Annotated in this window: 23 protein-coding genes and 3 pseudogenes; 22 read left to right on the top strand and 4 right to left on the bottom strand. The window is 69.3% G+C overall.

All coding sequences use genetic code 11. The features are described 5' to 3' along the window. Positions 1 to 22 precede the first annotated feature (22 nt). The 5 genes from AC3EO4_RS38495 to AC3EO4_RS38475 all read left to right on the top strand — a co-directional run bounded on the left by AC3EO4_RS38495 (position 23) and on the right by AC3EO4_RS38475 (position 5,179). Complete coding sequence (locus tag AC3EO4_RS38495) at positions 23 to 505, top strand: Lrp/AsnC family transcriptional regulator (RefSeq protein ID WP_350808738.1); 483 nt, start codon at positions 23 to 25, stop codon at positions 503 to 505. 347 nt (positions 506 to 852) lie between these two features. Beyond that, a complete protein-coding gene (locus AC3EO4_RS38490) occupies positions 853 to 1,446 on the top strand; it encodes an aldo/keto reductase (protein WP_431900447.1) in 594 nt (197 codons plus the stop codon). A gap of 1,136 nt (positions 1,447 to 2,582) precedes the next feature. Further along, positions 2,583 to 3,824, top strand: a complete 1,242-nt coding sequence (locus tag AC3EO4_RS38485) for a glycosyltransferase (RefSeq protein ID WP_379575639.1) — start codon at positions 2,583 to 2,585, stop codon at positions 3,822 to 3,824. Between the two features lie 12 nt (positions 3,825 to 3,836). After that, a complete protein-coding gene (locus AC3EO4_RS38480; RefSeq protein ID WP_431900368.1) occupies positions 3,837 to 4,436 on the top strand; it encodes a dihydrofolate reductase family protein in 600 nt (199 codons plus the stop codon). Positions 4,437 to 4,447: 11 nt separating this feature from the next. Beyond that, positions 4,448 to 5,179, top strand: coding sequence for an SAM-dependent methyltransferase (locus AC3EO4_RS38475; RefSeq protein ID WP_431900366.1), 732 nt, complete (start codon positions 4,448 to 4,450; stop codon positions 5,177 to 5,179). A 535-nt stretch (positions 5,180 to 5,714) separates the two neighbouring features. Here the strand turns inward: AC3EO4_RS38475 and AC3EO4_RS38470 are convergent. Next, positions 5,715 to 6,293 carry a TetR/AcrR family transcriptional regulator gene (locus tag AC3EO4_RS38470; RefSeq protein ID WP_431900364.1) on the bottom strand — a complete coding sequence of 193 codons (579 nt, stop codon included), beginning with the start codon at positions 6,291 to 6,293 and terminating at the stop codon, positions 5,715 to 5,717. A 91-nt stretch (positions 6,294 to 6,384) separates the two neighbouring features. Here AC3EO4_RS38470 and AC3EO4_RS38465 point away from each other — a divergent pair, with 91 nt between their 5' ends. From AC3EO4_RS38465 to AC3EO4_RS38455, 3 genes and pseudogenes are all read left to right on the top strand, one after another. After that, positions 6,385 to 8,016: an FAD-dependent monooxygenase gene (locus AC3EO4_RS38465; RefSeq protein WP_431900362.1), complete on the top strand. Its 1,632-nt coding sequence runs from the start codon at positions 6,385 to 6,387 to the stop codon at positions 8,014 to 8,016. Between the two features lie 245 nt (positions 8,017 to 8,261). Beyond that, positions 8,262 to 8,330, top strand: a pseudogene (locus AC3EO4_RS38460) (helix-turn-helix domain-containing protein); the annotation flags it as partial. Positions 8,331 to 8,616: 286 nt separating this feature from the next. After that, a pseudogene (locus tag AC3EO4_RS38455) lies at positions 8,617 to 9,063 on the top strand (AAA family ATPase); the annotation flags it as partial. A 1,311-nt stretch (positions 9,064 to 10,374) separates the two neighbouring features. On the opposite strand, the gene AC3EO4_RS38450 reads toward AC3EO4_RS38455, so the two are convergent. Beyond that, on the bottom strand, positions 10,375 to 11,262 hold the full coding sequence (locus AC3EO4_RS38450; RefSeq protein ID WP_431900446.1) for an IS5 family transposase: 888 nt from the start codon (positions 11,260 to 11,262) through the stop codon (positions 10,375 to 10,377). Positions 11,263 to 11,404: 142 nt separating this feature from the next. On the opposite strand from AC3EO4_RS38450, the gene AC3EO4_RS38445 reads away from it, so the two are divergent. Beyond that, complete coding sequence (locus AC3EO4_RS38445; protein WP_431900360.1) at positions 11,405 to 12,352, top strand: helix-turn-helix transcriptional regulator; 948 nt, start codon at positions 11,405 to 11,407, stop codon at positions 12,350 to 12,352. 7 nt (positions 12,353 to 12,359) lie between these two features. Here AC3EO4_RS38445 and AC3EO4_RS38440 read toward each other — a convergent pair whose 3' ends face one another. Continuing rightward, positions 12,360 to 13,079, bottom strand: a complete 720-nt coding sequence (locus AC3EO4_RS38440; protein ID WP_431900358.1) for a hypothetical protein — start codon at positions 13,077 to 13,079, stop codon at positions 12,360 to 12,362. 273 nt (positions 13,080 to 13,352) lie between these two features. On the opposite strand from AC3EO4_RS38440, the gene AC3EO4_RS38435 reads away from it, so the two are divergent. The 11 genes and pseudogenes from AC3EO4_RS38435 to AC3EO4_RS38385 form a co-directional block, all read left to right on the top strand. After that, on the top strand, positions 13,353 to 13,958 hold the full coding sequence (locus AC3EO4_RS38435) for an HXXEE domain-containing protein (RefSeq protein WP_379575632.1): 606 nt from the start codon (positions 13,353 to 13,355) through the stop codon (positions 13,956 to 13,958). 136 nt (positions 13,959 to 14,094) lie between these two features. Continuing rightward, entirely contained in the window at positions 14,095 to 14,250 is a 156-nt protein-coding gene (locus AC3EO4_RS38430; RefSeq protein WP_379575631.1) for a hypothetical protein, read from the top strand. 68 nt (positions 14,251 to 14,318) lie between these two features. Further along, entirely contained in the window at positions 14,319 to 14,783 is a 465-nt protein-coding gene (locus AC3EO4_RS38425) for an SAM-dependent methyltransferase (RefSeq protein WP_431900356.1), read from the top strand. Positions 14,784 to 14,815: 32 nt separating this feature from the next. Then, the gene (locus AC3EO4_RS38420) at positions 14,816 to 15,634 is read left to right on the top strand and encodes an SDR family oxidoreductase (protein WP_431900355.1); all 819 of its coding nucleotides are present in this window, start codon (positions 14,816 to 14,818) and stop codon (positions 15,632 to 15,634) included. 12 nt (positions 15,635 to 15,646) lie between these two features. Further along, positions 15,647 to 16,312, top strand: coding sequence for a carboxymuconolactone decarboxylase family protein (locus AC3EO4_RS38415; protein ID WP_431900353.1), 666 nt, complete (start codon positions 15,647 to 15,649; stop codon positions 16,310 to 16,312). Beyond that, positions 16,309 to 16,560 carry an FAD-dependent monooxygenase gene (locus tag AC3EO4_RS38410; protein ID WP_431900351.1) on the top strand — a complete coding sequence of 84 codons (252 nt, stop codon included), beginning with the start codon at positions 16,309 to 16,311 and terminating at the stop codon, positions 16,558 to 16,560. The genes AC3EO4_RS38415 and AC3EO4_RS38410 overlap by 4 nt, the downstream gene beginning before the upstream one ends. Before the next feature lie 16 nt (positions 16,561 to 16,576). Then, on the top strand, positions 16,577 to 17,122 hold the full coding sequence (locus tag AC3EO4_RS38405) for a SigE family RNA polymerase sigma factor (RefSeq protein WP_431900349.1): 546 nt from the start codon (positions 16,577 to 16,579) through the stop codon (positions 17,120 to 17,122). Then, the gene (locus AC3EO4_RS38400) at positions 17,119 to 17,871 is read left to right on the top strand and encodes a hypothetical protein (RefSeq protein ID WP_431900348.1); all 753 of its coding nucleotides are present in this window, start codon (positions 17,119 to 17,121) and stop codon (positions 17,869 to 17,871) included. Before AC3EO4_RS38405 ends, AC3EO4_RS38400 begins: the two co-directional genes overlap by 4 nt. Positions 17,872 to 18,171: 300 nt before the next feature. Beyond that, positions 18,172 to 18,795: a hypothetical protein gene (locus AC3EO4_RS38395; RefSeq protein WP_379575624.1), complete on the top strand. Its 624-nt coding sequence runs from the start codon at positions 18,172 to 18,174 to the stop codon at positions 18,793 to 18,795. Between the two features lie 39 nt (positions 18,796 to 18,834). Further along, the gene (locus AC3EO4_RS38390; protein WP_431900346.1) at positions 18,835 to 19,095 is read left to right on the top strand and encodes a TetR/AcrR family transcriptional regulator; all 261 of its coding nucleotides are present in this window, start codon (positions 18,835 to 18,837) and stop codon (positions 19,093 to 19,095) included. Between the two features lie 15 nt (positions 19,096 to 19,110). Then, positions 19,111 to 19,377 (top strand): annotated as a pseudogene (locus AC3EO4_RS38385) (acyl-CoA-like ligand-binding transcription factor); the annotation flags it as partial. A gap of 3 nt (positions 19,378 to 19,380) precedes the next feature. On the opposite strand, the gene AC3EO4_RS38380 reads toward AC3EO4_RS38385, so the two are convergent. Beyond that, positions 19,381 to 19,674, bottom strand: a complete 294-nt coding sequence (locus AC3EO4_RS38380) for a serine hydrolase (protein ID WP_431900344.1) — start codon at positions 19,672 to 19,674, stop codon at positions 19,381 to 19,383. Positions 19,675 to 19,734: 60 nt separating this feature from the next. Here AC3EO4_RS38380 and AC3EO4_RS38375 point away from each other — a divergent pair, with 60 nt between their 5' ends. Together AC3EO4_RS38375 and AC3EO4_RS38370 are read left to right on the top strand one after the other, a co-directional pair. Continuing rightward, positions 19,735 to 20,013 (top strand): integrase core domain-containing protein, encoded by a 279-nt coding sequence (locus AC3EO4_RS38375; protein ID WP_431900342.1) that lies wholly within the window; start codon positions 19,735 to 19,737, stop codon positions 20,011 to 20,013. Between the two features lie 167 nt (positions 20,014 to 20,180). Beyond that, positions 20,181 to 20,585 carry an ABC transporter permease gene (locus tag AC3EO4_RS38370; protein ID WP_431900340.1) on the top strand — a complete coding sequence of 135 codons (405 nt, stop codon included), beginning with the start codon at positions 20,181 to 20,183 and terminating at the stop codon, positions 20,583 to 20,585. Positions 20,586 to 20,949 lie beyond the last annotated feature (364 nt).

Raw genomic sequence — 20,949 nt, 5'->3', positions numbered from 1 at the left:
GGCCAGGCCGTAATTTAGGAGAATGGCGAATCGAAAGATCAGACCCGAGCGGACATACGAACCAAAGGGAATCGACGCCCTCGACCTTCGTATCCTCGCCGAGTTGCAGGTCGACGCCAGAGTGAGCTTCGCTGAGCTGGGCCGCCGGGTCGCCTTGTCGGCCCCCGCGGTGGCGGACAGGGTGCAGCGGCTGGAGGAGACCGGAGTGATCACCGGCTATCGCGCTGAGGTCGACCCGCGGGCCCTGGGCTTTCCGGTCACAGTGATGGTTCGAATCCGCCCGGCGATCCGGGAACTCCAACGCATCTCCAAGATCGCCCAGGAAGTTCCCCAGATAGTCGAATGCTACAGAATGACCGGCGACGACTGCTTCTACTTCACGATGCACCTGCGGGCGGTCGACGAGCTCGAACCGATCCTCGACCTGTTCACCCCGTACGGGCACACGACCACATCTCTCATCCATACTGCGCCCGTGCCACGTCGCCCTCTGCCCCTGGAGTGAGACTCGGGCCCGTCTTACGGGCTTTCGGCGCGCTCTCCCGGTGCCGAAAGGTGGGTCAGCTCCAGGGGTACGACCGGGCCACGCTCAGCCGGGCAAGGTCACCGGCGTGACTGCCTCGTGCGCATCCCCGGTTCGATACAGACCTGCTGGAAGCGGGAAGCTGATTTCCCAGCTCAGGGCCTAATTGGGGTTGCTGGCGCTGGTGGCCAGGATGATGGGATGCCTTACGTGGGTGTGGCGCAACCCGCCTTACAAGATCTGTAGCTCACACCGGGACATAACCTCTTCCTCGGTGCCCCAGTCTTTCAGCACAAGGCACCGACTCCTGTAGCCCGCCACACGCGGGCATCCGGCTGTTCGATACCGCGCCGCACTACGGCCTCGGGCTGTCGGAACGACGGCTCGGCGCCTTCCTGGCGAGGAGACCCCGCGAGTCGTTCACGCTCTCCACCAAGGTGGGCAGGTTGCTGGTCCCCGCAGAGGGCGGCGGCCGTGACGACCAGGGTTTCGACGTGCCCGCGGACCACCGGCGGGTGTGGGACTTCTCCGCCGACGGGGTGCGCCGCTCGCTGGGGGACAGCCTTGACCGCCTCGGCCTCTCCTCGATCGACATCGCACGCGTACATGACCCCCCACCACTGGCAACAGGCAGTCGAGGAGGCTGTGCCCGCCCTGCTGGAGCTGCGTGGGCAGGGAGTCGTCAAGGGTGTCGGCGTCGGTATGAACTGGTGGCAGCCGCTCGCCCGTGCCGTCCGCGAAACCGACGTCGACCTGGTCATGCTCGCCGGCCGCTACACCCTGCTCGACCAGCCCGCCGAGGTCGGCCTCCCAGGCCTGCAGCGGGGTGCGGCCGCTCAGCATTCGGTGGGGACGTTCGGTGTTGTACCAGCGCGCCCAGATCGCGAACCTGGCGGCGAAGTGTTCGATCCGTATCGGCTTGACCTGTTGTGTGGGTCGCTGTCGTCCTGAGCGCTGGCGCGGGCGGCGAAGCGGTCGTCGATCGGCCCGTACAACTTGCCCGCGTCGTCTCGGGGGCCGCCGGTGAAGCCGGGCAGCCCGCGCAGCAGGGTCTGATCGATGCTGCGGTGGATCCGCTCCCCCTTGCCCTTGCGGTAAGCCTTGCGGGAGGGCAGCCGGTGCCGGTCGACACACAGCGGCGAGCACGTCGTAGACGGCGCCCGCGGCGAACTCCAGCCCGCGGTCGACGCGCACGAGGGTGGGTACGGCACCGAACGGGCCGCGCTCAACGTCGTAGACCAACGCCATGTGGAAGGCGGTCAGCACCGTGCCGGTGTGCGGGGTCACGGCGAGCGTCCACCCGAGCAGGGCGCGAGTGCCGTCGTCGACCACCGTGGTCAGCCACGGTTTGAGCGCCGGACCGCGCGGCGGCAGCACCACGATCGGCAGCTGTTTGTGGTCGGCTTCCCAGGTGTGGTTGCGCAGCGAGCGGGGCCGCGTCAGATACACCGAGGCCTGCCTGCGGCCTTCCTCGCCACGGATCCAGGCGGCCCGTTCGGCCGGGGTGAGCTGGCGGGCGAAGGCCTCCCGGTCAATCGGGGTGAGCGCGTAGGCGCGGCAGCCGGGCTGTCCGGTCCTGGCCTGCTGCGGCGGAGTTCTGCTCTGCTCATCGAGCCAGCGCCAGATCGTGCGCTCGGTGACCTTCAGGCCCCGGGCGGCCAGGCGGACGTGCTCGGTTGTCAGGGTTCCCGCAGTGCGCAGCGCGATCAGCCGCGTGACCGTGGCAGCGCGGCGTTCACGATCGACGGCCATGGCTACCCTCCCGGCTACGGCACTTCGCGGGGTGAGACGTCGGGCGTGTCCCCTCCGCTCCCACCCCACAGCACGGGAGCAACACACCCACACGGACCGCAGGCCGACAATGGATCGTCTCGGAAATCGGCACATCTACCGGCGAGATGGGCCACGGTGACCGGCGGACGATCGGGCGCGTGTGAGTTGCGGCTCGGCGAGGACTACGCCAAGATCTCCCACGGGCAGAACATCACATACGTGATGATTCAGCCACAAAATGTGTCATTTATGGCGTGGTGTGGGATGGACTTGGGGGAGCCGCGAAATGCGGGTGTTGTTGGCGACGTACGACTCGCGTGGGGGCGTCGAACCCATAGTGGGACTCGCGGTGCGGCTGCGGGAGCTCGGTGCGGAGGTGCGGGTGTGCGCGCCGCCGGATGAGGAGTTCGCGAAGCGGCTGGCTGGCGTGGGCGTGCAGATGGTGCCAGTCGGCCCGGCGGTGCGCTCGCTGGCGACCGAGGCGCGACCGCCGGGGGCTGCGGGTTTCCAGCAGATCGTGGCCGAGCTGGTCGCCGCGCATTTCGGCACGCTTACCGAGGCGGCCGAGGGATGTGACGTGATGTTGGCGACCGGTGTGCTGCCGGCCGTGGCCTCCGCACGGTCGGTGGCTGAGAAGCTCGGCATCCCTTACGTGTATGCCTGCTACCAGGCGGTCACCCTGCCCTCGCCGCACCATCCGCCGGCCCCGCGGCCGTTTCGGCCGCTGCCGCCTGAGGTGACCGACCACCAGGCGCTGTGGGACCTGGACGCGGAGAGCTCGAACGTGCTGTTCGCCGAGATAGTCAACACTCACCGAGCCTCGATCGGCCTGCCACCGGTGGGCAACGTCCGCGACTACGCCTTCACCGACAGGCCGTGGCTTGCTGCGGATCCGATCCTGGGCCCGTGGCAGGAGCCGGCGGACCTGGACGTTGTGCAGACCGGCGCATGGTTCCTGCCGGACGAACGCCCGCTCCCGCCCGAGGTGGAGGCGTTCTTGGACGCCGGCACACCACCGGTCTACGTGGGCTTCGGCAGTATGCCCACGACGGGCTCGCACGACATGGCCAGGGCGGCCATCGAGGCGATCCGCGCGCAGGGCCACCGCGCGCTCCTGTCCCGTGGCTGGGCCGACCTGGCCCTGATCGATGACCAGGACGACTGCTTCACCGTCGGCGAGGCCAACCACCAGGCCCTGTTCAGCCGCGTGGCTGCTGTCGTCCACCATGGCGGGGCAGGCACCACCACGACGGCCACCTGGGCGGGCGTGCCGCAGGTGGTGGTTCCCCAGCAGACAGTGGACCAGACCTACTTTGCGAGCCGGGTGGCAGACCTGGGCATCGGCGTAGCCCACAACGGCCCGACCCCGACCACACAATCGCTCTCAGCCGCACTCACAACAGCCCTGACCCCCGAGATCCGCGCGCGAGCGACCGCTGTGGCCGACACGATCCGCACCGACGGTGCGATGGTCGCCGCGAAGCTCCTGTTCGACGCGGTCGGCCACGAACGACCCCTTGACGCTTAAGAGAGCACGACCATGCGAAAGCTCACCTACTACGTCGCCACCACCCTCGACGGCTTCATCGCCGACCCCGCAGGCGCCGACCCGTCCGGGCCGGGCGGGATCCTCACCCCCACCCCCGACTACGTCGAGCAGATCATCGCGCACTACCCCGAGACCCTGCCGGTCATGGCGCGCCAGGCACTCGGTATCACCGCGCCCGGCACCCGCTTCGACACCGTCGTCGAAGGCCGCCGCTCCTACCAGCTTGGCCTGGACATGGGTGTCACCAACGCCTACCCGCACCTGCGGCACTACGTCTTCTCCCGCACCCTCGGCCCGAGCCCGGACCCATCGGTGGACATCGTCGCCACCGACCCCGTGGCGAAGATCAGGGAACTCAAGGCCCAGGACGGCCTCGGGATCTGGCTAGTTGGCGGCGGCGAACTGGCCGGGGCGCTCCACTCGGAGATCGACGAGCTGATCCTCAAGGTCAACCCCGTCACCGTCGGCGCGGGCATCCCGCTCTTCGGCGACAAAACGCCCTTCAGTCCACACCACCACACCCTGACCGACAGCACCGCCCTGCCCAGCGGCGTCCTGTTCCTCACCTACACCCGGACGCCCACGCCGTGAACGAGGAACCGATGGACCGCTCCCTGATCAGCAGCATCGCCCATTCCGACCACCCGATCGCCGCCCCGGTAAGCGCCGCCAGCCTGGACAAGCTGCTACAGCGGACCAAGCTCCGCCAGGGGGCCCGCATCCTCGACCTCGGCTGCGGCGAGGCGATGTGGACCTTGCGGGCGCTGGAGCTGTTTCCCGGCTCGACCGCCGACGGCGTGGACATCTCCGCCAGCGCCCTGACCGCCGCGGCCAAGCACGCCGAGGCGCGCGGGCTGGGCGAGCGCATCCGGCTGCACGAGATGGGAGCGGCGGACTTCAGCGCTGCCGAGCCGTACGATCTCGTGCTCTGCGTCGGCTCCACGCACGCCTTCGACGGTCTCACGCCGAGCCTGCAGGCGATCAGGCAGCTGACCCGGCCGGATGGGCTGGTGCTGGTGGGTGAGGGCTTCTGGGAGACGCCCCCATCGCCGGAGCTGGAGGCCGAGATCGGCCAATACCCCGACTTGGCCGGGCTTGTCGCCCAGGCCGAGGAGCCCGGGTATCGCACCGTCTACGCGCACACCAGCTCGTTGGGCGAGTGGGACGAGTACGAATGGTCGTGGACCGGCTCGCTGATCCGATGGGCGGTGGACAACCCGGGACCCGCCGGCGACACCGCGCTCGCCGCCGCGCTGGAGCACCGTGACATGTGGCTCAAGGGCTACCGCGGCAAGCTCGGCTTCGTCACCTTGCTGCTGCGTCAGGCGTATTAGCCAGACCCATCCAGCGTCGGGGTAAACGCCTCGCGGAGCTTGCCCTGATCATGCTCGAACATGGCAGCCGCCGGGCCCACCTGCTCGCCGTCATCGCCAACCCCACAGGGCCGTGGCCGCCCAGGCCGCTGACGATGAGCGCGGAAGAGGATCTCAAGCAGGTCGGCGCCGAGCTGGCCGACCTGGGTGTACGGATCTCCAGGATGATGGCAGTCTGCGCGGTCAGCCTTGTAGAGCTTCGCCTAGGCTGTGGGAGCTCCGGCCGCCAGGGCAGTGAAACCATCCGGCTGAACCGAACCAGGGCCGTGACTTGCTCACCCGGCGGTTGGCAGTCGTCGATCCGGACGACGGAGGCCGTGTCAGGAGCGGAGCCATGTCATGGCGGCGATCTGGGCGCGTACCCTGACGATCACTTCCGGGGGCAGCGGGGCGTAGCCGAACAGGGACAGGTACGACTGGCCCGCGTTGCCGGCGGTGTAGACCGACCTTGCCCGGCGCCGGCGGATCTCGCGGCGGCCGTGTCCACGGAGGTGCCTTACGGTTCACTCCTACCCTCTGCCGGCAGAAACCCTGCGATGAGGGCCTGGACGAGGGCCCGGGTGTCCATCTCGGGGACGCCGACGGTGATGCGGTCGAAGGTCACTCCGGTCAACAGGGAGCCGAGGGCGTCGAGTTGCTCGTCGGTGGCGGCGGGGTGGACGGCGCGGATCTGGGCGGTGCGGATGCGCAAGGTCACGGCGCGCAGTTCGCGCATGAGAGCGGCCAGCCGAGGGTTGCGGGCGGCCTCCAGGGACAGCTCGAACCGGGCCAGATAGCGGTTGCGTGCCGGGCCGGTCCCATCGTCAATGGCGGCGGTGAGGCTGTCGACGAGGTCCTTGCGGTCGGGTGGCGTCGTCGGTGCGGCCTGCAGGGCGGCGAGCTGCTGGTCCAGGATCCGGTGGGCGATCGCCTCGTAGAGGGCGGACCGGGTGCGGAAGTAATTGGAGGTGGTGCCGACCGGGACGCCGGCGGCCGCGTCGATGGCGCGGTGGGTCACTCCCGCGAGGCCGACCTCGTCGATGAGTCGCATCGCGGTGTCGGCCAGCATTTCGCGTCGATCGCTTTCCCTCGGCACGCCTTGACTCTACTACATCGTCGTACTACAACGTAGTACGACGATGTAGTACTACGCCGTAGTGGACTGTTGTCGAGTGAAGGGAACGCCGATGACAACCGGCACCACTCAGGTCCTGGTAGCAGGCGCCGGCCCGACCGGTCTGACTTTGTCCGTCGAGCTCGCCCGCCGGGGCATCGATCACCTGCTGGTCGATGCCGGTCAGGCGCCCGCGATTGGATCGCGCGGGAAGGGGCTCCAGCCGCGCAGTCTGGAGGTGCTGGACGATCTGGGCGTGATCGATGAGATCCTGGCCAACGGCACCGTCGGCTTGCCTCTGCGGGTCTACCAGGGACACGAGCTCGCCGTGGAATTGGCCACTGCCACTGCCACGGGAGCACGGCCGGGCGTGCCGTATCCCGACCTGGTGATGTTGCCGGAGTGGCGGGTGGAGCAGATCCTGCGCGACCGGCTGACCGCTCTCGGGGGACAGGTGCTCTACGGCGCCGCACTGAGCGCCTTCACCCAGGACGAGGACGGCGTCACCACCACGCTGGCCAACGGCCAGATCGTGCGGGCCCGCTACCTGGTCGGCAGCGACGGCGGGCATAGCACCGTCCGGCACCTGCTCGACGCGACGATGGACGGGCGCACCCACGACGACCAGTTCTTCCTGGTCGGCGACGTGAAGATCCACGGCCTCGCCGCGGACGCCTCCTCCGCCTGGTTCGGCGAGGACGGCTCCTACCTGGCGGTCGCGCCGCTGCCGAACGCCGGCGGCGCCTGGCAGTACCAGGCCAGCGTGCTGCCCGGCGCCGACGGCTCCGTTCCCGAGCCCACCCTGGAGATCTTCCGGGAGCAGTTCAGCTCGCGGTCCGGCCATACCGGGGTGACGCTGACGGACGCCACCTGGCTCTCGCGCTACCGCTTCAACGCCCGGATGGTCCGCCGCTACCGGTACGGTCGCGTCTTCCTGGCCGGTGACGCCGCGCACGTGCACTCCCCAGCGGGCGGCCAGGGCATGAACACCGGCATCCAGGACGCCTACAACCTCGGCTGGAAGCTGGCCGCGGCCCTCGCCGGCGCGTCCGAGGAGATCCTTGACAGCTACGGGGCCGAGCGCATCCCTGTCGCGGCCAAGGTCCTGGCCGACAGCTCCCGCGGCTTCGAATCCGTTTTCGTGCTCAAGGGCTTACGCCGGTTCCTGCGCGACCACGTGCTCTTCCCGCTCATCAAACGGCCCGCCATCATCAGCCGCATGTTGGCCAAGACCAGCCAGCTCGACATCGCCTACCCCGACTCAGCCCTGACCGTGGCCGGCGGCCCGCGCCGCGGCCCCAAGGCCGGTGACCGTGCGCCCGACGCCCGCGGCACCACCCCCGACGGCGCCCCGCTCCGCCTCTTCGACGTCACCCGCGGCCCGCACTGGACCCTCCTGGGCTTCGGCGTGGAAACCACCCATCCCCTCGCCACCCTCCACGGCACGCACGTCAGCGTCCTGCAGGTCGCCGACTCCGGCCAGACCGGCTGCCCGAAGGCCCTCATCGGCCAGGAGGCACCCCGGCTCTACCGGGCTCGGCCCGGCACCCTGGTCCTGATCCGCCCCGACGGATACATCGCCGTGCGCAGCGACGACGCCCGGGTCGTGGCCGACTACCTCGACCGGACTCTTTCCCCACCCGCGCGGCCACACCGAGCGCGGCCTGAGAACGCCGGGCGGCGTCGCCAGAGGGTGCGCCGCTAAGGTGAGCAGTGCCGAAGTAGCCCGACGGGCATGGGTGAGGGCACCCGGCGGTTGGGGCTGCCCTCATGCGTACGGCATCGCGAACCTGCAGCCGGAGCGACGTCCGCTCCCTCCGCCTCTCCAGGGTGTTCTGCGCTTCCGAGAGGTGATTTCAGCTCTGCTGAAGCTGAAGGCAGCGGCGAAGGAACGCGATCTGGTCGGTGAGGACATGCTCGCGTGTGGCGGAGTCGGTGTAGACCGGGCGTCCGGTGGCGGAGATAGCCGAACGTCTCGAAGTCTCACGAGCCACCGTCTACCGCTGCCTCAAAACCTAGGTTGTGCGACATTGATTTTGATTTTGAAATCAACTGCCGACAGGCTCGTCCGCGGCTTTCGATGTCGGTCGGACTCCTCAGCGCATCCAAGAGGGCACTGCCGTCTCCGCCCCGACGGTTACATCGCCCTGCGCATCGACGACCCCGCCGTGGTCACCGACCCCCTCCATAGGGTCCTCACGATCGGAAAGGGCGGAAATTGACGGTTCCCCGCATCGTCCTCAACCCTCGGCAAGCGATAACGTTCCCACAGGTCACATCAGGGACAAGACGTTCTTGGAGTGCCATGCTGCACGGGCGTCAGACAGAGCAGGCCGTCATCGGCGGGATACTGGAGGGCCGGTGTGGCGCTCTGGTGGTGCGCGGTGAGGCGGGCATCGGCAAGTCGGCAATCTTGGAGTACGCCGCGGCGAAAGCGCGGGCGCGGGTGCTGCGGGTGACCGGTGTCGAATCCGAGGCCGATCTCCCGTTCGCCGCCTTGCACCTGCTGCTCCGTCCGGTCCTCGATCACGTGGAGGCGCTGCCGCCGCAGCAGGCGGAGGCGTTACGCGGCGCGCTCGGCCTCGGCAGCTCCACTCGGGGAGACCGCTTCCTCGTCGGGCTGGCGACGCTGAGCCTCCTTGTCGAGCTGTCGGTGGCGGGCCCGGTGGTGTGCCTGGTCGATGACGCGCAGTGGCTGGACGGCGAGTCGGCCGACGCGCTGCTGTTCGCCGCACGCCGCCTGCATGCCGAGCCCGTCGCCGTCCTGTTCGCCGCGCGGGAGGGCGACGGGGCCTTCCCTGCGAGGGGGCTGCCCGAGCTGCGGCTGGGCGGGCTGGACACCGAGGCCGCCAAGAAGCTTCTCGCCGAGCAGGCGGCGGACCTACCGCCGGCCGTCCGCGACCGGCTCGTCGCTGAGGCCCAGGGCAATCCGCTGGCGCTGGTCGAGCTGCCCCGCATGCTCACCGCCGAGCAGCACAAGGGCGCCCTGGTCCCGCTGTCCTTCTCCCTCGGTACGGCGCAGCCGGTGACGGACAGGGTGCTGACCGGTTTCCGCGATCGGATCGCGGCGCTGCCCGACGCCACCCGCTCCTGCTTGCTGGTGGCGGCCCTCGATCACCACGACGAGCTGGACGTGCTCGAACGCGCCGTCGGCCTGCTCGGAGCCTCGCTGGCCGACTTCGCCGCGGCCGAGCGAGCCAGCCTGGTGCGGGTGGGCCTGGGGGGCGTCCTCTTCCGCCATCCGCTGGTGCGTACCGCAGTGCTGCTGGCCTGCGACATCGCCGCCCGGATGGCCGCGCACCGGGCGCTGGCCGAGGCAGTCGACGACGACCGGCGAGCCTGGCACCTGGCTGCCGTCACCCTGCAACCCGACGAAGAGATCGCCGGGAAACTGGAGAGCCTGGCGCTGCGCGCCCGGCAGCGGGGCGGGCAGGCAGCGGTGTCGGCGGCCTATGCGCGGGCGGCCGAGCTGTCGGCCGATCCCGCCGAGGCCGCACGCCGGTGGACGGCCGCCGCCTCGGCCGCGGCCGAGGCGGGCCTGTGGGAGCGCGCGCGTGAGCTGGTGGACCGGGCGCGGCGGCTGGCGGAGGAGGCAACGCCGGCCGTGGCCGTGCTGGCCGAGCTGGCCCAGGTGAGAGCGAAGCTGGAGATCGAGGCGGGCCGGCCGCTGGAGGGTGTCCGCCTGCTCCACGAGGGCGCCGAAGCGGTCGGCGACATGACTGCCAAGTTGTCGTTGCTGAGCCTGGCGGGCTTCTACACCTGGGCCAGTGCAACGCACCCCGACCGGGTCGCGCTGGCCCGCCGTACCGAGGAACTGTGCCCGGACGGCGACGGGCTGGCCGCTGTGGTGCACACGTTCAACCACGCCTTCCGGCTGATCCTCGAGGGGGATGCCGTGACCACGCTCACCTACCCGATGCCGGATCTGTCTGATCGCATACCGTTCGAGGTGCGCTTCATTCTCACCTATCAGGCCGTCGTCCGCGCCGACCTCGACGGCATGCTGGATGGCTCGGCCCGGCTCGTCGAGGACTGCCGGGCGGAGGGACGACTAGAGCCTGTCTCAAAGGCGGGTGAGCCAGTCGTTGATGGCGGCGAGGTGGATGGTCGCTTCGTAGCGAACGGCGAGTTTGTCGAAGCGGGTGGCCACGCTGCGGTGACGTTTGAGCCGGTTGATGCCGCATTCCACCGCCGAGCGAGCACGGTAGTCGACGGGGGCGAAGGTGGGAGGCCGGCCACCACGGCTGCCGCGCCGCTGCCGGGCGGCGACACGATCTGCCGGTTCGGGAATCGTGCAGCGGATTCCGCGTGAGCGCAGGTGAGCGCGGATCGCCCGGGAAGAATACGCCTTGTCGGCGCGAACGATCTCGGGCCGAGTCCGGGGCCGGCCCGCTCCCAGCCGGGGCACCCTGATTCCCGCCATGACCGTGGTGAACTGCGGTGCGTCCCCGCGCTGCCCGGCAGTCAGCACCAGCGCCAGCAGCCGCTGTCCCTGCTCGCACGCCAGGTGCAGCTTGGTCGACAGCCCGCCGCGGGAACGTCCGAGTGCGTGATCGGCAGGCTCCGGCCGTACTCCGCCGGGCGGCTCGGCCTGCAGATCACCGTGCCGGGCCGCGCCGGCCGCGTGCTGATGGGCCCGGCAGATCGTGGAGTCCACGCCGACCTGCCAGCCGATAAGGCCCGCGGCATCGGCCAGGACCTGTAGCCGGGTGAGGATCTGCTGCCAGATACCGGCCCGCTGCCAGCGGCGAAACAGGCTGTAGACCGCCTGCCAGGAGCCGTAACACTCCGGCACGTCCCGCCACGGCGCCCCGACTCGCACCCGCCAGCGGATCCCATCGATCAGCTGACGCTTGCTCCACTGCGATGGCCGACCTGGTCCTTTGGGCACTGGCAGCAACGGCTCCAGCCGCGCCCACTGTGCATCGGTGAGGTCGAACCGCCGCGTCACCGCTAAGGTGGCCACGAGGTCTCCGGATTACAGGTTCTTCTTGGTCGATGAACCCTTTACCGGAGGCCTCTTCGCTTGCCCTTCTACGACACGCCGATGATCACAGACTTCGAGACAGGCTCTAGGACGCATGCCCCAGGCAATGACGAGCTTCTCCATCGCCCAGCTCATCAGCGGACACCACCAGTCGGCGCGAGCCACCGTGGCCGCGGGTCTGGCCCTGGCCGCCGACGTCGGCCAGCCGCAGTGGAGCAGCTACCTGGCGGGCGTGCACGCCTGGCTGTCCGCGGTCGCCGGCGCGGAAGAGGAATGCGCGGCGATGACCGAGCAGGCGATCCGCGACGCCGGCCACCGCAGGTGGATGCCGGGAGCTTACTGGGCGGAGTACGCGCGGTTGATGCTCGACCTCGGAGCGGGGCGCTACGAGGCGGTGCTCGAGCGGATCGAGCAGGCAGCGACGGGGCCCACACGCCACGCCTTCCTCTGGCGGTACGCCTGGCCCGACTACGTCGAGGCCGCCGCGCGGGCGGGACATCCCCAGCGCGCGACGGAACCGCTGGGCCGGTACGCGGAGTGGGCCCGGGCCACAGGGCAGGCCAGGCCGCTTGCCGTACTGCATCGACTCCATGCCCTGCTGGCTCCAGGAAGCGCGGCCGCAGGATTGTACGAGCGGGCGCTGGCCCTGCACGCCAAGGGCGAGCAACCCTTCGACGAGGCACGCACCCGCCTGGTCTACGGGGAGTGGCTGCGCCGCCACAAGCGCCGCGCCGAGGCACGCACTCACCTCCAGGCCGCCATGGAGGCCTTCGACCGGCTCGGCGCTGCCCCATGGTCTGCCCGCGCGGCCGCCGAGCTACGCGCCACAGGGCTCTCCCTGCCGGACCGCACCCGCGCCGGAGATCCACTGGCCATGCTGACCCCGCAGGAGCTCCAGGTGATACGGCTGGCCGTCACGGGCGCGTCCAACCGCGAGATCGGCGCGCAGCTGTTCCTGAGCTCCCGCACGGTCGCCTCTCACCTGTACAAGGCATTTCCCAAGCTGGGCGTCTCCTCGCGCGCCGAGCTGACCAGGCTCCCGGGACTGACCTGAGGGTAGGTCACACCCGGCGGTAGATGATCGGCTGCGCGGCGACGCCGTTGGCCTTGAAGTTGGCCAGCACGAAGCTGCGGAAGGTGGGCCGGAAGATCAGGCTGGGCAGGAAGGTTCGCCAGTTCGGCCAGCTCGCGTGGTTGACGAGTCCGTAGCCGGCGGGTTCGCCCTCCAGCGGTTGCATCAGCGCGGAGTTGGGCAGGGCGGTCTTGGCCTGGAACCACCCGGCGGTGTATTCCCACACCTTCAGTAGGGTCTCGCGGTCGTCGGCGTAGAAGTAGTTGAACAGGAAGCAATGGTCCAGGCTGTGGTCCACATCGCCGAGGCGCCCGGCGTTGCCGGCGACGATCTGGTGGGTGCGGCGGGACGCCGTGGCCATGGTGTCGGCAAGCTCCTCGTAGGCGGCGCTCTCGCGCACCGCCAGCGCGGCCTCCACGGACTCGGTGCGGATCAGCACGACGACGTCGTAACGCGCCGGCCGGATACCTCTGGCGGCGAGCAACTCGTCGCCTTCCCCCGGCGTGCGCAAGACGGCGCGGAACACGTTGGCCTCGCGCACCTCGATGCCCGCGGCCAGGGCCTTCAGATGGGCAGGCAGTTGCGTGGGAGGAGAGGCGAAGTAGCCGCCACGCCAGGTGCCGACCTCGCCGGCCAGCATGAGGAAACCATCGCCGGTCTTGGGCAGGACGCGAGCCTTGACGGCCAGTTGGTCGTTGATCAGCTGCATGGCGTCGACGCTAGCCAGGGTCCTCGCGGATCGCCTCCGTCACCTGACTGATGTGCTGGACGTGCCCGCCGCCTCCAGTCTCTCGGGGCTGCCGCGGAACCAGCCGGTCGTGACCGCGAACAGCACGCCCGCCGCGAGCAGGCAGACGGCCATCAGGAACCGCGAGGCAGCGGCTCTTGTGTATCGCCTCTGTCAGGTGACTGATGTGCCACGGGCGCCGATCAGTCGCCTGACAGAGGCGAGCGACAGCGCCATCCTCCTAGGGTTCCGGCCATGACCAAACGACCTGAACCCTATTCGGCGACCGTGATGGCGATCCTTGCCGCCGCCTTTTGTGCATGGGCGCTGCTGACCCTACCCATCCAGGGTGCCGTCATCCTCGTGGTGGCCAGCGTGCTGGGCTGGAGCGGCTGGATGGCCTTCAGCTACGCCCGCCCGGTGAAGTCCAGGAAGGTGATCGCTGTCTACCTGTGCGCAGTGGGCTTCCAGCTCATCCACATGGCCGAGGAGTACACCGGCGGCTTCCCCCACGAGATCGTCGAGCTGTTCGACTCGCCACGGGATTGGCCGGAGAAGGAATTCCTGCTTGTCTTCGTCTTCGGCTTCGGCGCGCTCTACTTCTTCGCCGGCGCGGGCGCGCTCTACCGGATCCGGGTGGCCAACTTCTTCCTGTGGTGGTACGCCCTGGGCGCCGGTCTGCTCAACGGTATCGCCCACTTCGTCTTCCCGATCCTCAAGGGCGGTTACTTCCCCGGCCTGTACACCGCCGGCGGCCACTTCATCATGAGCGGCCTGCTGATCTACTTCCTCATCAAGGAGAACCGCCTGCTCAAGGCCGAGGAGCGAGCGGCCGGCCCGATTCAGTCGCTGGTCAGGTAGTGCCGAAGGGTCGGCGCGAGCCAATCGATCACCTCCTCAGTCCGACTACGCCATCCAGGACACGGCTGGACCGCCAACATCCTGTCCGGCGCCCTCGTGCGCGGTGGATCAACGCCGGGTGGACCTGCTACGTGCCATGCAGAGAAGACACGAGCTGCCCGTCGCCGTGATGCAGCGGCTCCAGCTCCTGATGCAGCGGCGGCTGGTCGAGCCCACGCTGCAAGGAGAGGTCGCGAACGTGCCCAGGATGGCCACGTTGATGCGGGCGTCGGCCCGGCTCGGCGGACGCTGATGCGGCTGCTGGCCGTCGGCGTCCGGGAAGAAAGCACTCGATGACCTTGACTCGACTACGGAGGAAATATGGAACGAATCGTCGTGCAGCCGGTGGGAACGGTCGTTGGTGGACGCGCTGAGGCGCTCGACGACGACTGGAACACCGAGAAGGCGCTGATCCGCCTCGACGGGACCCGTTTCGGGCCGGAGGCGCTCGCCAGGCTGGATGCCTTCTCGCACCTGGAGGTGGTGTTCCAGTTCCATCTTGTGGACCCGTCCTCGATCAACACCTCCGCCCGTCACCCTCGGGGCAACTCGGACTGGCCCAAGGTCGGCATCTTCGCTCAGCGGGGCAGGAACCGCCCGAACCTGCTGGGCGTCTCCCGCTGCCGACTGCTTGCCGTGGACGGCCTGGACATCCATGTCCGCGGCCTGGACGCCGTCGACGGCAGCCCGGTCTTGGACATCAAGCCCTACATGGCCGAGTTCGGCCCGCAGGGCGAGACGGTGCAGCCGGAGTGGGCGACCGAGCTGATGCGCGCCTATTACTGAGCCCGAATGTCAACGATCTTAGGGAGCCCTTCATGTCGAAGACCGTCCTGGTGACCGGCGCCTCCACCGGAATCGGGCGCGCCACCGCGCTGCTGCTGGCCCGCGAGGGCGTCACCGTCTACGCCGGAGTGCGCAAGGAGGCCGATGGCGCCGCGCTCGGCCCCACGGTCACCCCGATCATTATCGACGTGACCGACGCGGGCCAGATCGCCGCGGCCGCCGAGCGCCTGGGCCACCTGGATGCCCTGGTCAACAACGCCGGCATCGGCGTCACCGGGCCCTTGGAGTTCGTCCCGCTGGACGCGTTGCGCCGGCAGTACGAGGTCAACGTGTTCGGCCAGGTGGCCGTCACCCAGGCGATGCTGCCGAAGCTGCGGGCCTCGCGCGGGCGGGTGATCACGGTCGGCTCGGTGGGCAGCTGGATCACGTTGCCCTTCGGCGGGCCGCTGTGCTCCTCCAAGCACGCCATCCGCTCGCTGAACGACGCGCTGCGCATGGAGCTCAAGCCGTACGGCGTGGCGGCGGTCCTCATCGAACCCGGCTCCATCCACACCGACGCGGTCGACAAGCTGGAAGACGAGGTCGAACCCCGCCTGGCCTCCCTCGGCCCCGAGGGCAGGCGCCTGTACGGCACCGCCTACCGCACCATGACCACCGCCGGGCTCAAGGAGGAGCGTTCCGGCTCCAGCCCCGACGTGGTCGCCCAGGCGGTCCTGCACGCCCTGACCGCCCGCAAGCCCCGCTCCCGCTACCCGGTCGGCAAGAAGTCACGCCTGATGAGCACGCTCGGCCGCATCCTCCCTCAATACACCCTCGACCGCCTGCGCCTGCGCGCGCTCGGACTGTCCTGAACGGAGCGCCCCATGACCCAGCTCGCCGGAGCCGACGCCCTGACCGCCCTCGACCCCGTCTTCGCCCAGTGCGCCGTCGGCGCCGGCCATAACCTCTGGGGCCTGGCCCACCTCACCACGCGAGAGAAGGCCTTCATCTGCCTGACCGCCGACCTGTGCCACCCTCACCTCGACCTGCCCCTGGCGATGCACGTGCAGATGGCTCTGGCCAATGGCGTCGAGCCGGAGGCCGTCAGGGAGCTCTACCGGCACCTGGCGCCCTACGTGGGCTACCCGATCGTGGTCACCGCCTTCCAACGCCTGACCGAGCTCGGCCTGCCCGCGGCGCAGGACGACAAGCCCGTCGAACCCACCCCGCTGACCGGACCGCTCGCGAGAGCCGTACGCGCCCTGGAGGACATGGACCCCGGTCTGGCCGCCTTCACCGAGGACCAGTTCGCCCAGCGCTGGGCCCGCCCGCATCTCAGCGTCCGCGAACGCGCGCTCGCCTGCCTGGTCGTGGACGTCTTCTACCAGACGCTCGGCGAATCCCTGCGCCTGCACGCCGAGCTGGCCAGGTCGGCCGGGGCCACCGACGAGACCCTGCGCGATCTGCTCCGTGGTGTGGCCGAGTTCGGCATGCCGAGGGTCTGGGCCGCCGCGCAGGCGTTGCTCCCGCAGCCTAGGGAGGGCGCATGAGTGTGGTGATAGCCGGAGGTGGTCCGGCCGGGATGATGCTCGGCCTCCTGCTGGCCCGTGCCGGGGTCGAGGTGACCGTCCTGCGGACCAGAATCGCCCCCCTCCTCGATCTCCGGCTCTTCCGCCACCGCTGGACGTCGTCCTCGCCGACGGCGGCGACGCCGTACAGCGAGGGCGTCCCGTCCAGCGTTCATCTGGTGGGCCGCGAAGGTCGAGGCAACGGTCCGGGGCGCTCGTGGACTCTATGAAGCGAGGAGGTGTTCCATGGGGAACCGCAAGCAGGCCCGGGACGAGGAGTTCCGCGGGTTTGTGATGAGCTGCTGGTCGCGGCTCATGCGTATGGCGTACCTGCTGACGGGCCAGCAGCAGGCTGCCGAGGATCTCGTGCAGTCGTCGCTGGAACGGGCGTACGCGTCGTGGCGTACGGTGAGCTCCGCCGACGACCCTCATGCCTACGTGCGCCGCATATTGATCAACCTGCACGCCCGGCGCCACCGCAGGGGCCTCAAGGAGTTCCTGTCCGCGCGAGATGACGCCTCGCTCGGGGAGCTTGGCGACGGACCTGCGCGGGGGGACACGGTGGCGCAGGCCGAGGACCGGTCGATGTTACTGCGTGCCCTGGCTCAGCTGCCCACGCGGCAGCGGGAGGCGGTGGTGCTGCGCTATTGGGAGGACCTGACGGAGACGCAGGCGGCCGCGGCGATGGGCTGCTCGGTCGGCACGGTCAAGAGCAACGCGGCCAAGGGCATCGCCAAGCTCCGGGAGGTACCCGGCCTGATGGACACGATGATGAGCGGAGGGCGGAAATGACGGGCGGCGAGCGCGAGATGACCGGCCAGGGCATTGCCCTGCTGCTGAGGGAGGCGGCCGACGAGGTCGAGTTGGGGGCGGTGCCGTACGCGGAAGTGGTGCGTGGAGGCAAGCGCCGTAAGGCGCGCCGTTGGGCGGCCACAGCGGTGTCGGCGCTGGCGCTGGCGGGATGCGCGGGGTTGCTCGCCGCGAACCTGGCGCCCACCCGGCTGCAGGGGCAGGAACAGGTGGCCACGCAGGTCACGGGTGCGCCCGAGGAGCGGCACGTCTACTCGCCGTTGGTGATGCATCTGGCCGATGTCGGCAAGAAGCGGGTCTTCATGGAGGTCTGGGGCGCGCCGCGCACCGACGCGGAGTTGCGCGTGCAGAAGGCGCGCCTGATCGAGAAGGGATTGTGGGATGAGCGAAGGTACGACCCCCACAAGATCGGGGACGTCTGGCACCTCGTCTACATGTCCGACGCCTCGGGCGGCAAGCGAGAGATGCTGAGCCACGGTGTAGGGGCTAGGGATTCCGGCTCCTTCAGCTATACGAAGAAGGTGGGTTCGCGCTACCTCGTCTGGGGAAACGTCTCCGAGGACGTGAAGCGGATCGTCTACAACTGGAGGAGCGGGGACGTCGAGGCGAGGATCGTCCAGGTGCCGATACTCAACCAGCGCTGGTTCGTGTTGCAGAGCGGCAGCGGCGACAAGCTGGAGTCGGTCACCACGTACGACGCGCAGAACCGGCCGAAGGTCGACTGGGAGTAGACGATGGAACGGGACGCCCCATGTCCGAGGCGTCCCGTTCCACGAACGGACGAAGCGAGCGTCCCGGTCGGGATGGTCGTTGAACACCTGGGCCGGGATGGCGACCACGCCGGCCGGCCGCGTTCGGCACGGCGCGATCCAGCCGGAGGAACTACTCCAGGTTCGTGGCCGAGGGTTCCTCGAAGAAGCGGCGATACCGGGCGGCCTGCTCATCAGAGAGAACTCGAATGGGATGGCCCAGGACTCATGCCCAGCAAATTGGCCGAACCGGGGCAGTCATGAGCGCGAAGCGGTATCTGTATGTCGAGTGAAGCGGGGCGAGCGGTGAGCGAGCTGGGCGAGGAGGAGACATGGGATCCCGGGGTGGAGCGCTGGCGGGGCGAGGGCGACCACGTCCTGCCGGCATCCCTCCGCTCCCTGCCTCTTCCCTGGGACGGGCCCTGGTCCGAGATCGAGCGGTCGGACCGGACGCCGGAGCGGCTCGTCGAGGCACAGCACGTACTGACCGTGCTCCTCGACGACCCCGCGCTCGCGCCGTCCGTGCCCGAGCCTCCCTCCCCTGGTCTGCTGCTCCACGCGTGGGAGGAACTGGAGCGGGAGGTCTGGGCGCGCATGCCCCGTACCGGGGCCGTGACCTGGAGTGGTGTCGATCTGCTCGTAAGGGAGAAGCGGGAACGAGGCGGGCTGTACGTCCTTCAGGAGCGGGCGCTGTCGCACATCGAGGCCGTCATGCTGAACCTGATCAGGCGTACCCGGGACGACATCGCGGATTCGGTGTTCCGCTGGCTGGCCATGGATCCGGAGCCGCGACGGTTTGCCGAGTGGGCGGTGGACATGGCTGGGCGCTGTGTGGTGGCGGGCATCGGCTCGGACATGGCGATCGAGCTGCTCGGGTCGATCGGTACGGGCGAGTCGCCGTTGTAGACGCGGTTGGCCCGGATGCGAGGCGGATGAACCACGGGTTTGTGTGTCGAGTGCGGGTGGAGCAACGTGACGGTGGAGGACATCGCTGCGGCGGCGAACGTGTCCGTCCGCACCTTCCGCAACTACTTCTCGAGCAAGGCTGAGGCGATTACCGCCAGCCACCTGGAACGCGTGCTGCGGATCGCCGACGAGTTGCGAGTCCGGCCGGTCACCGAGCATCTGTGGGACTCGATCGTGAGTGCGGTGCAGGCCCAACTCGCACCGGGCGAGGGCAACGATGGCGGGCCTCCCCACGACTAGCGTTGGCGGGATGCGCTCCGGCTCCTGCTGGCCGAGCCGACGCTGCAGGGCGAGGTCCTCAAGGCGAACGCGGCCGCACAGGATGAGTTGGCCAAGGCGATCGCCGAGCGCACCGGCACCAACGTGGCACATGACGTCTACCCGAAACTGGTCGCCGCCGTGATCGGCGCGGGCATGGCCGTGGCCGTGGAGCACTGCCTGAGCGCCGATCCGCCGATTCCGCTCGCGCCGCTGCTGCGCGAGGTGTTCGGCCAGCTCGCCGCGGGCCTTCCCGTTCCGTAAGCGTCAGGAGATCTTGCCGAGTCCGCGTGCGAGCACCGACGCGGTGGAGGCAATGACGCGGTCATCGTGCTTGGCGTCGACCACGTTCCGGTGGGTGTAGATCGCGATGATCAGGGGTGCACCGGACGGCGGCCAGGCGATCGCGATGTCGCTGGCGGCAGCGTAAGGAACGGCGCCGCCTCCGGTCTTGTCGCCGATGGTCCAGTCTCTGGGGAGCCCGGCTCGGATGCGCTCCGCTGATGGTTTTGCCCGTTCCAGTGTCGATCGCGAGCGCGCCGATGCGGCCCTGGTAGGCACTCTCCAGTCGGCGCAGCTCCTTGCTGACCTCGGATCTCCCCAGATCGCGGGAGCACTGGAATGGGCGGCGGGCTGCTCGGTGATGCCGGTGCGCGCCGCGTGCTCGACAACGCAGCGGCCGAGGCGCTCAACAGCACCATCAAGGTCGAGTACGTGCACCGCCACCGGTTCCGCACCAGGGCCGAGGCTCGTCTAAAGATTGCGACCTGGATCGCGGACTTCTACAACACCACCCGGCGGCACAGTGCCAACGACGGCCTGGCGCCCATCACATTCGAGCGTCACATGATCGAGAAGAGGAAAGCCTCATCGGCCCTGGTGCGGACCGCTGTGGCATAACACCGTCTCCACGTACGCTCGCCCCGCGGCTCCAGGCCGACCTCTATCAGGTCCGGCTCAAGCCCGGCACCGACGCCAAGGCCTACGCCCAGGCGGTCAAGGCCGCCGACCCCGGCCTGCGCGCGGAGATCGACGCGGACAAGGGCGAGTCCATCGACACCGCCACCGTGGTCGGCTTCTCCTCGGTATTCGCCGTACTGCTCACGCTTGTGGCGGCACTGGGCGTCTTCAACACCGTCCTGCTGAACACCAGGGAACGACGCCGCGACCTGGGCATGCTCAAATCGATCGGCATGACGCCGTGGCAGGTCACGGCGATGACGACGACCTCCATGGCGTTGCTGGGCGCGGCCTCCGGGCTGCTGGGCATCCCGCTCGGGATGGCTGGACACCGCATCGTCGTGGACAACGTGGGCTCAGTCGTCTTCCCTGACTCCATGAAGGCCGTCTGGCACGTGCCGCAACTGGTCCTGCTGGCGTCGGCGGGCGTCACGATCGCCGTCCTCGGCGCGCTGCTCCCAGCCAGGTCGGCGGCACGCCTGACGATCGCCAAGGTTCTGCACAGCGAGTAGATCCCCGTCATCACCACCTGCTTCTGTCCGGCCCGTGGACCGACGACACCAGCCGCCGGTCCACGAGCCGCCACAGCCCGCGCACCATGGGCAAGGTGCCCGTGAGCTTCCTCCTGCGCCGCCCCATCCCGACCTCCCCAAACCGCGGCTTAGCGTGCGATCCAGTTCCATTGCATGAGCCCGGGTCGCCTACTTCGACGCCGCCGACCACGCCGGTGCCAGGGCTGTCAGTGCCCGTGACCTCACCCACCTCGGCCACCGCCGGCACCCCGCCAGCCATCGCTTCGGAGCCGCGCTACGGCTGCGCAGACCAGGGTTCGACCGGGTACGGACAAAGGACCGAATCGGCCTGGCCGCCGCACTA

The organism is Nonomuraea sp. bgisy101 (genome assembly GCF_057708945.1).
This window is presented reverse-complemented; position numbering and strand designations above follow the sequence as displayed.

What these genes read in the sequence shown, in the direction of transcription:
- AC3EO4_RS38475 (WP_431900366.1), top strand. Translation starts at nt 4,448, where the DNA reads ATGGACCGCTCCCTGATCAGCAGCATCGCCCATTCCGACCACCCGATC.
- AC3EO4_RS38430 (WP_379575631.1), top strand. Translation starts at nt 14,095, where the DNA reads ATGCAGAGAAGACACGAGCTGCCCGTCGCCGTGATGCAGCGGCTCCAG.
- AC3EO4_RS38480 (WP_431900368.1), top strand. Translation starts at nt 3,837, where the DNA reads ATGCGAAAGCTCACCTACTACGTCGCCACCACCCTCGACGGCTTCATC.
- AC3EO4_RS38435 (WP_379575632.1), top strand. Translation starts at nt 13,353, where the DNA reads ATGACCAAACGACCTGAACCCTATTCGGCGACCGTGATGGCGATCCTT.
- AC3EO4_RS38465 (WP_431900362.1), top strand. Translation starts at nt 6,385, where the DNA reads ATGACAACCGGCACCACTCAGGTCCTGGTAGCAGGCGCCGGCCCGACC.
- AC3EO4_RS38425 (WP_431900356.1), top strand. Translation starts at nt 14,319, where the DNA reads ATGGAACGAATCGTCGTGCAGCCGGTGGGAACGGTCGTTGGTGGACGC.
- AC3EO4_RS38485 (WP_379575639.1), top strand. Translation starts at nt 2,583, where the DNA reads ATGCGGGTGTTGTTGGCGACGTACGACTCGCGTGGGGGCGTCGAACCC.
- AC3EO4_RS38405 (WP_431900349.1), top strand. Translation starts at nt 16,577, where the DNA reads ATGGGGAACCGCAAGCAGGCCCGGGACGAGGAGTTCCGCGGGTTTGTG.
- AC3EO4_RS38445 (WP_431900360.1), top strand. Translation starts at nt 11,405, where the DNA reads ATGACGAGCTTCTCCATCGCCCAGCTCATCAGCGGACACCACCAGTCG.
- AC3EO4_RS38410 (WP_431900351.1), top strand. Translation starts at nt 16,309, where the DNA reads ATGAGTGTGGTGATAGCCGGAGGTGGTCCGGCCGGGATGATGCTCGGC.
- AC3EO4_RS38395 (WP_379575624.1), top strand. Translation starts at nt 18,172, where the DNA reads ATGTCGAGTGAAGCGGGGCGAGCGGTGAGCGAGCTGGGCGAGGAGGAG.
- AC3EO4_RS38495 (WP_350808738.1), top strand. Translation starts at nt 23, where the DNA reads ATGGCGAATCGAAAGATCAGACCCGAGCGGACATACGAACCAAAGGGA.
- AC3EO4_RS38415 (WP_431900353.1), top strand. Translation starts at nt 15,647, where the DNA reads ATGACCCAGCTCGCCGGAGCCGACGCCCTGACCGCCCTCGACCCCGTC.
- AC3EO4_RS38375 (WP_431900342.1), top strand. Translation starts at nt 19,735, where the DNA reads ATGGGCGGCGGGCTGCTCGGTGATGCCGGTGCGCGCCGCGTGCTCGAC.
- AC3EO4_RS38400 (WP_431900348.1), top strand. Translation starts at nt 17,119, where the DNA reads ATGACGGGCGGCGAGCGCGAGATGACCGGCCAGGGCATTGCCCTGCTG.
- AC3EO4_RS38440 (WP_431900358.1), bottom strand. Translation starts at nt 13,079, where the DNA reads ATGCAGCTGATCAACGACCAACTGGCCGTCAAGGCTCGCGTCCTGCCC.
- AC3EO4_RS38420 (WP_431900355.1), top strand. Translation starts at nt 14,816, where the DNA reads ATGTCGAAGACCGTCCTGGTGACCGGCGCCTCCACCGGAATCGGGCGC.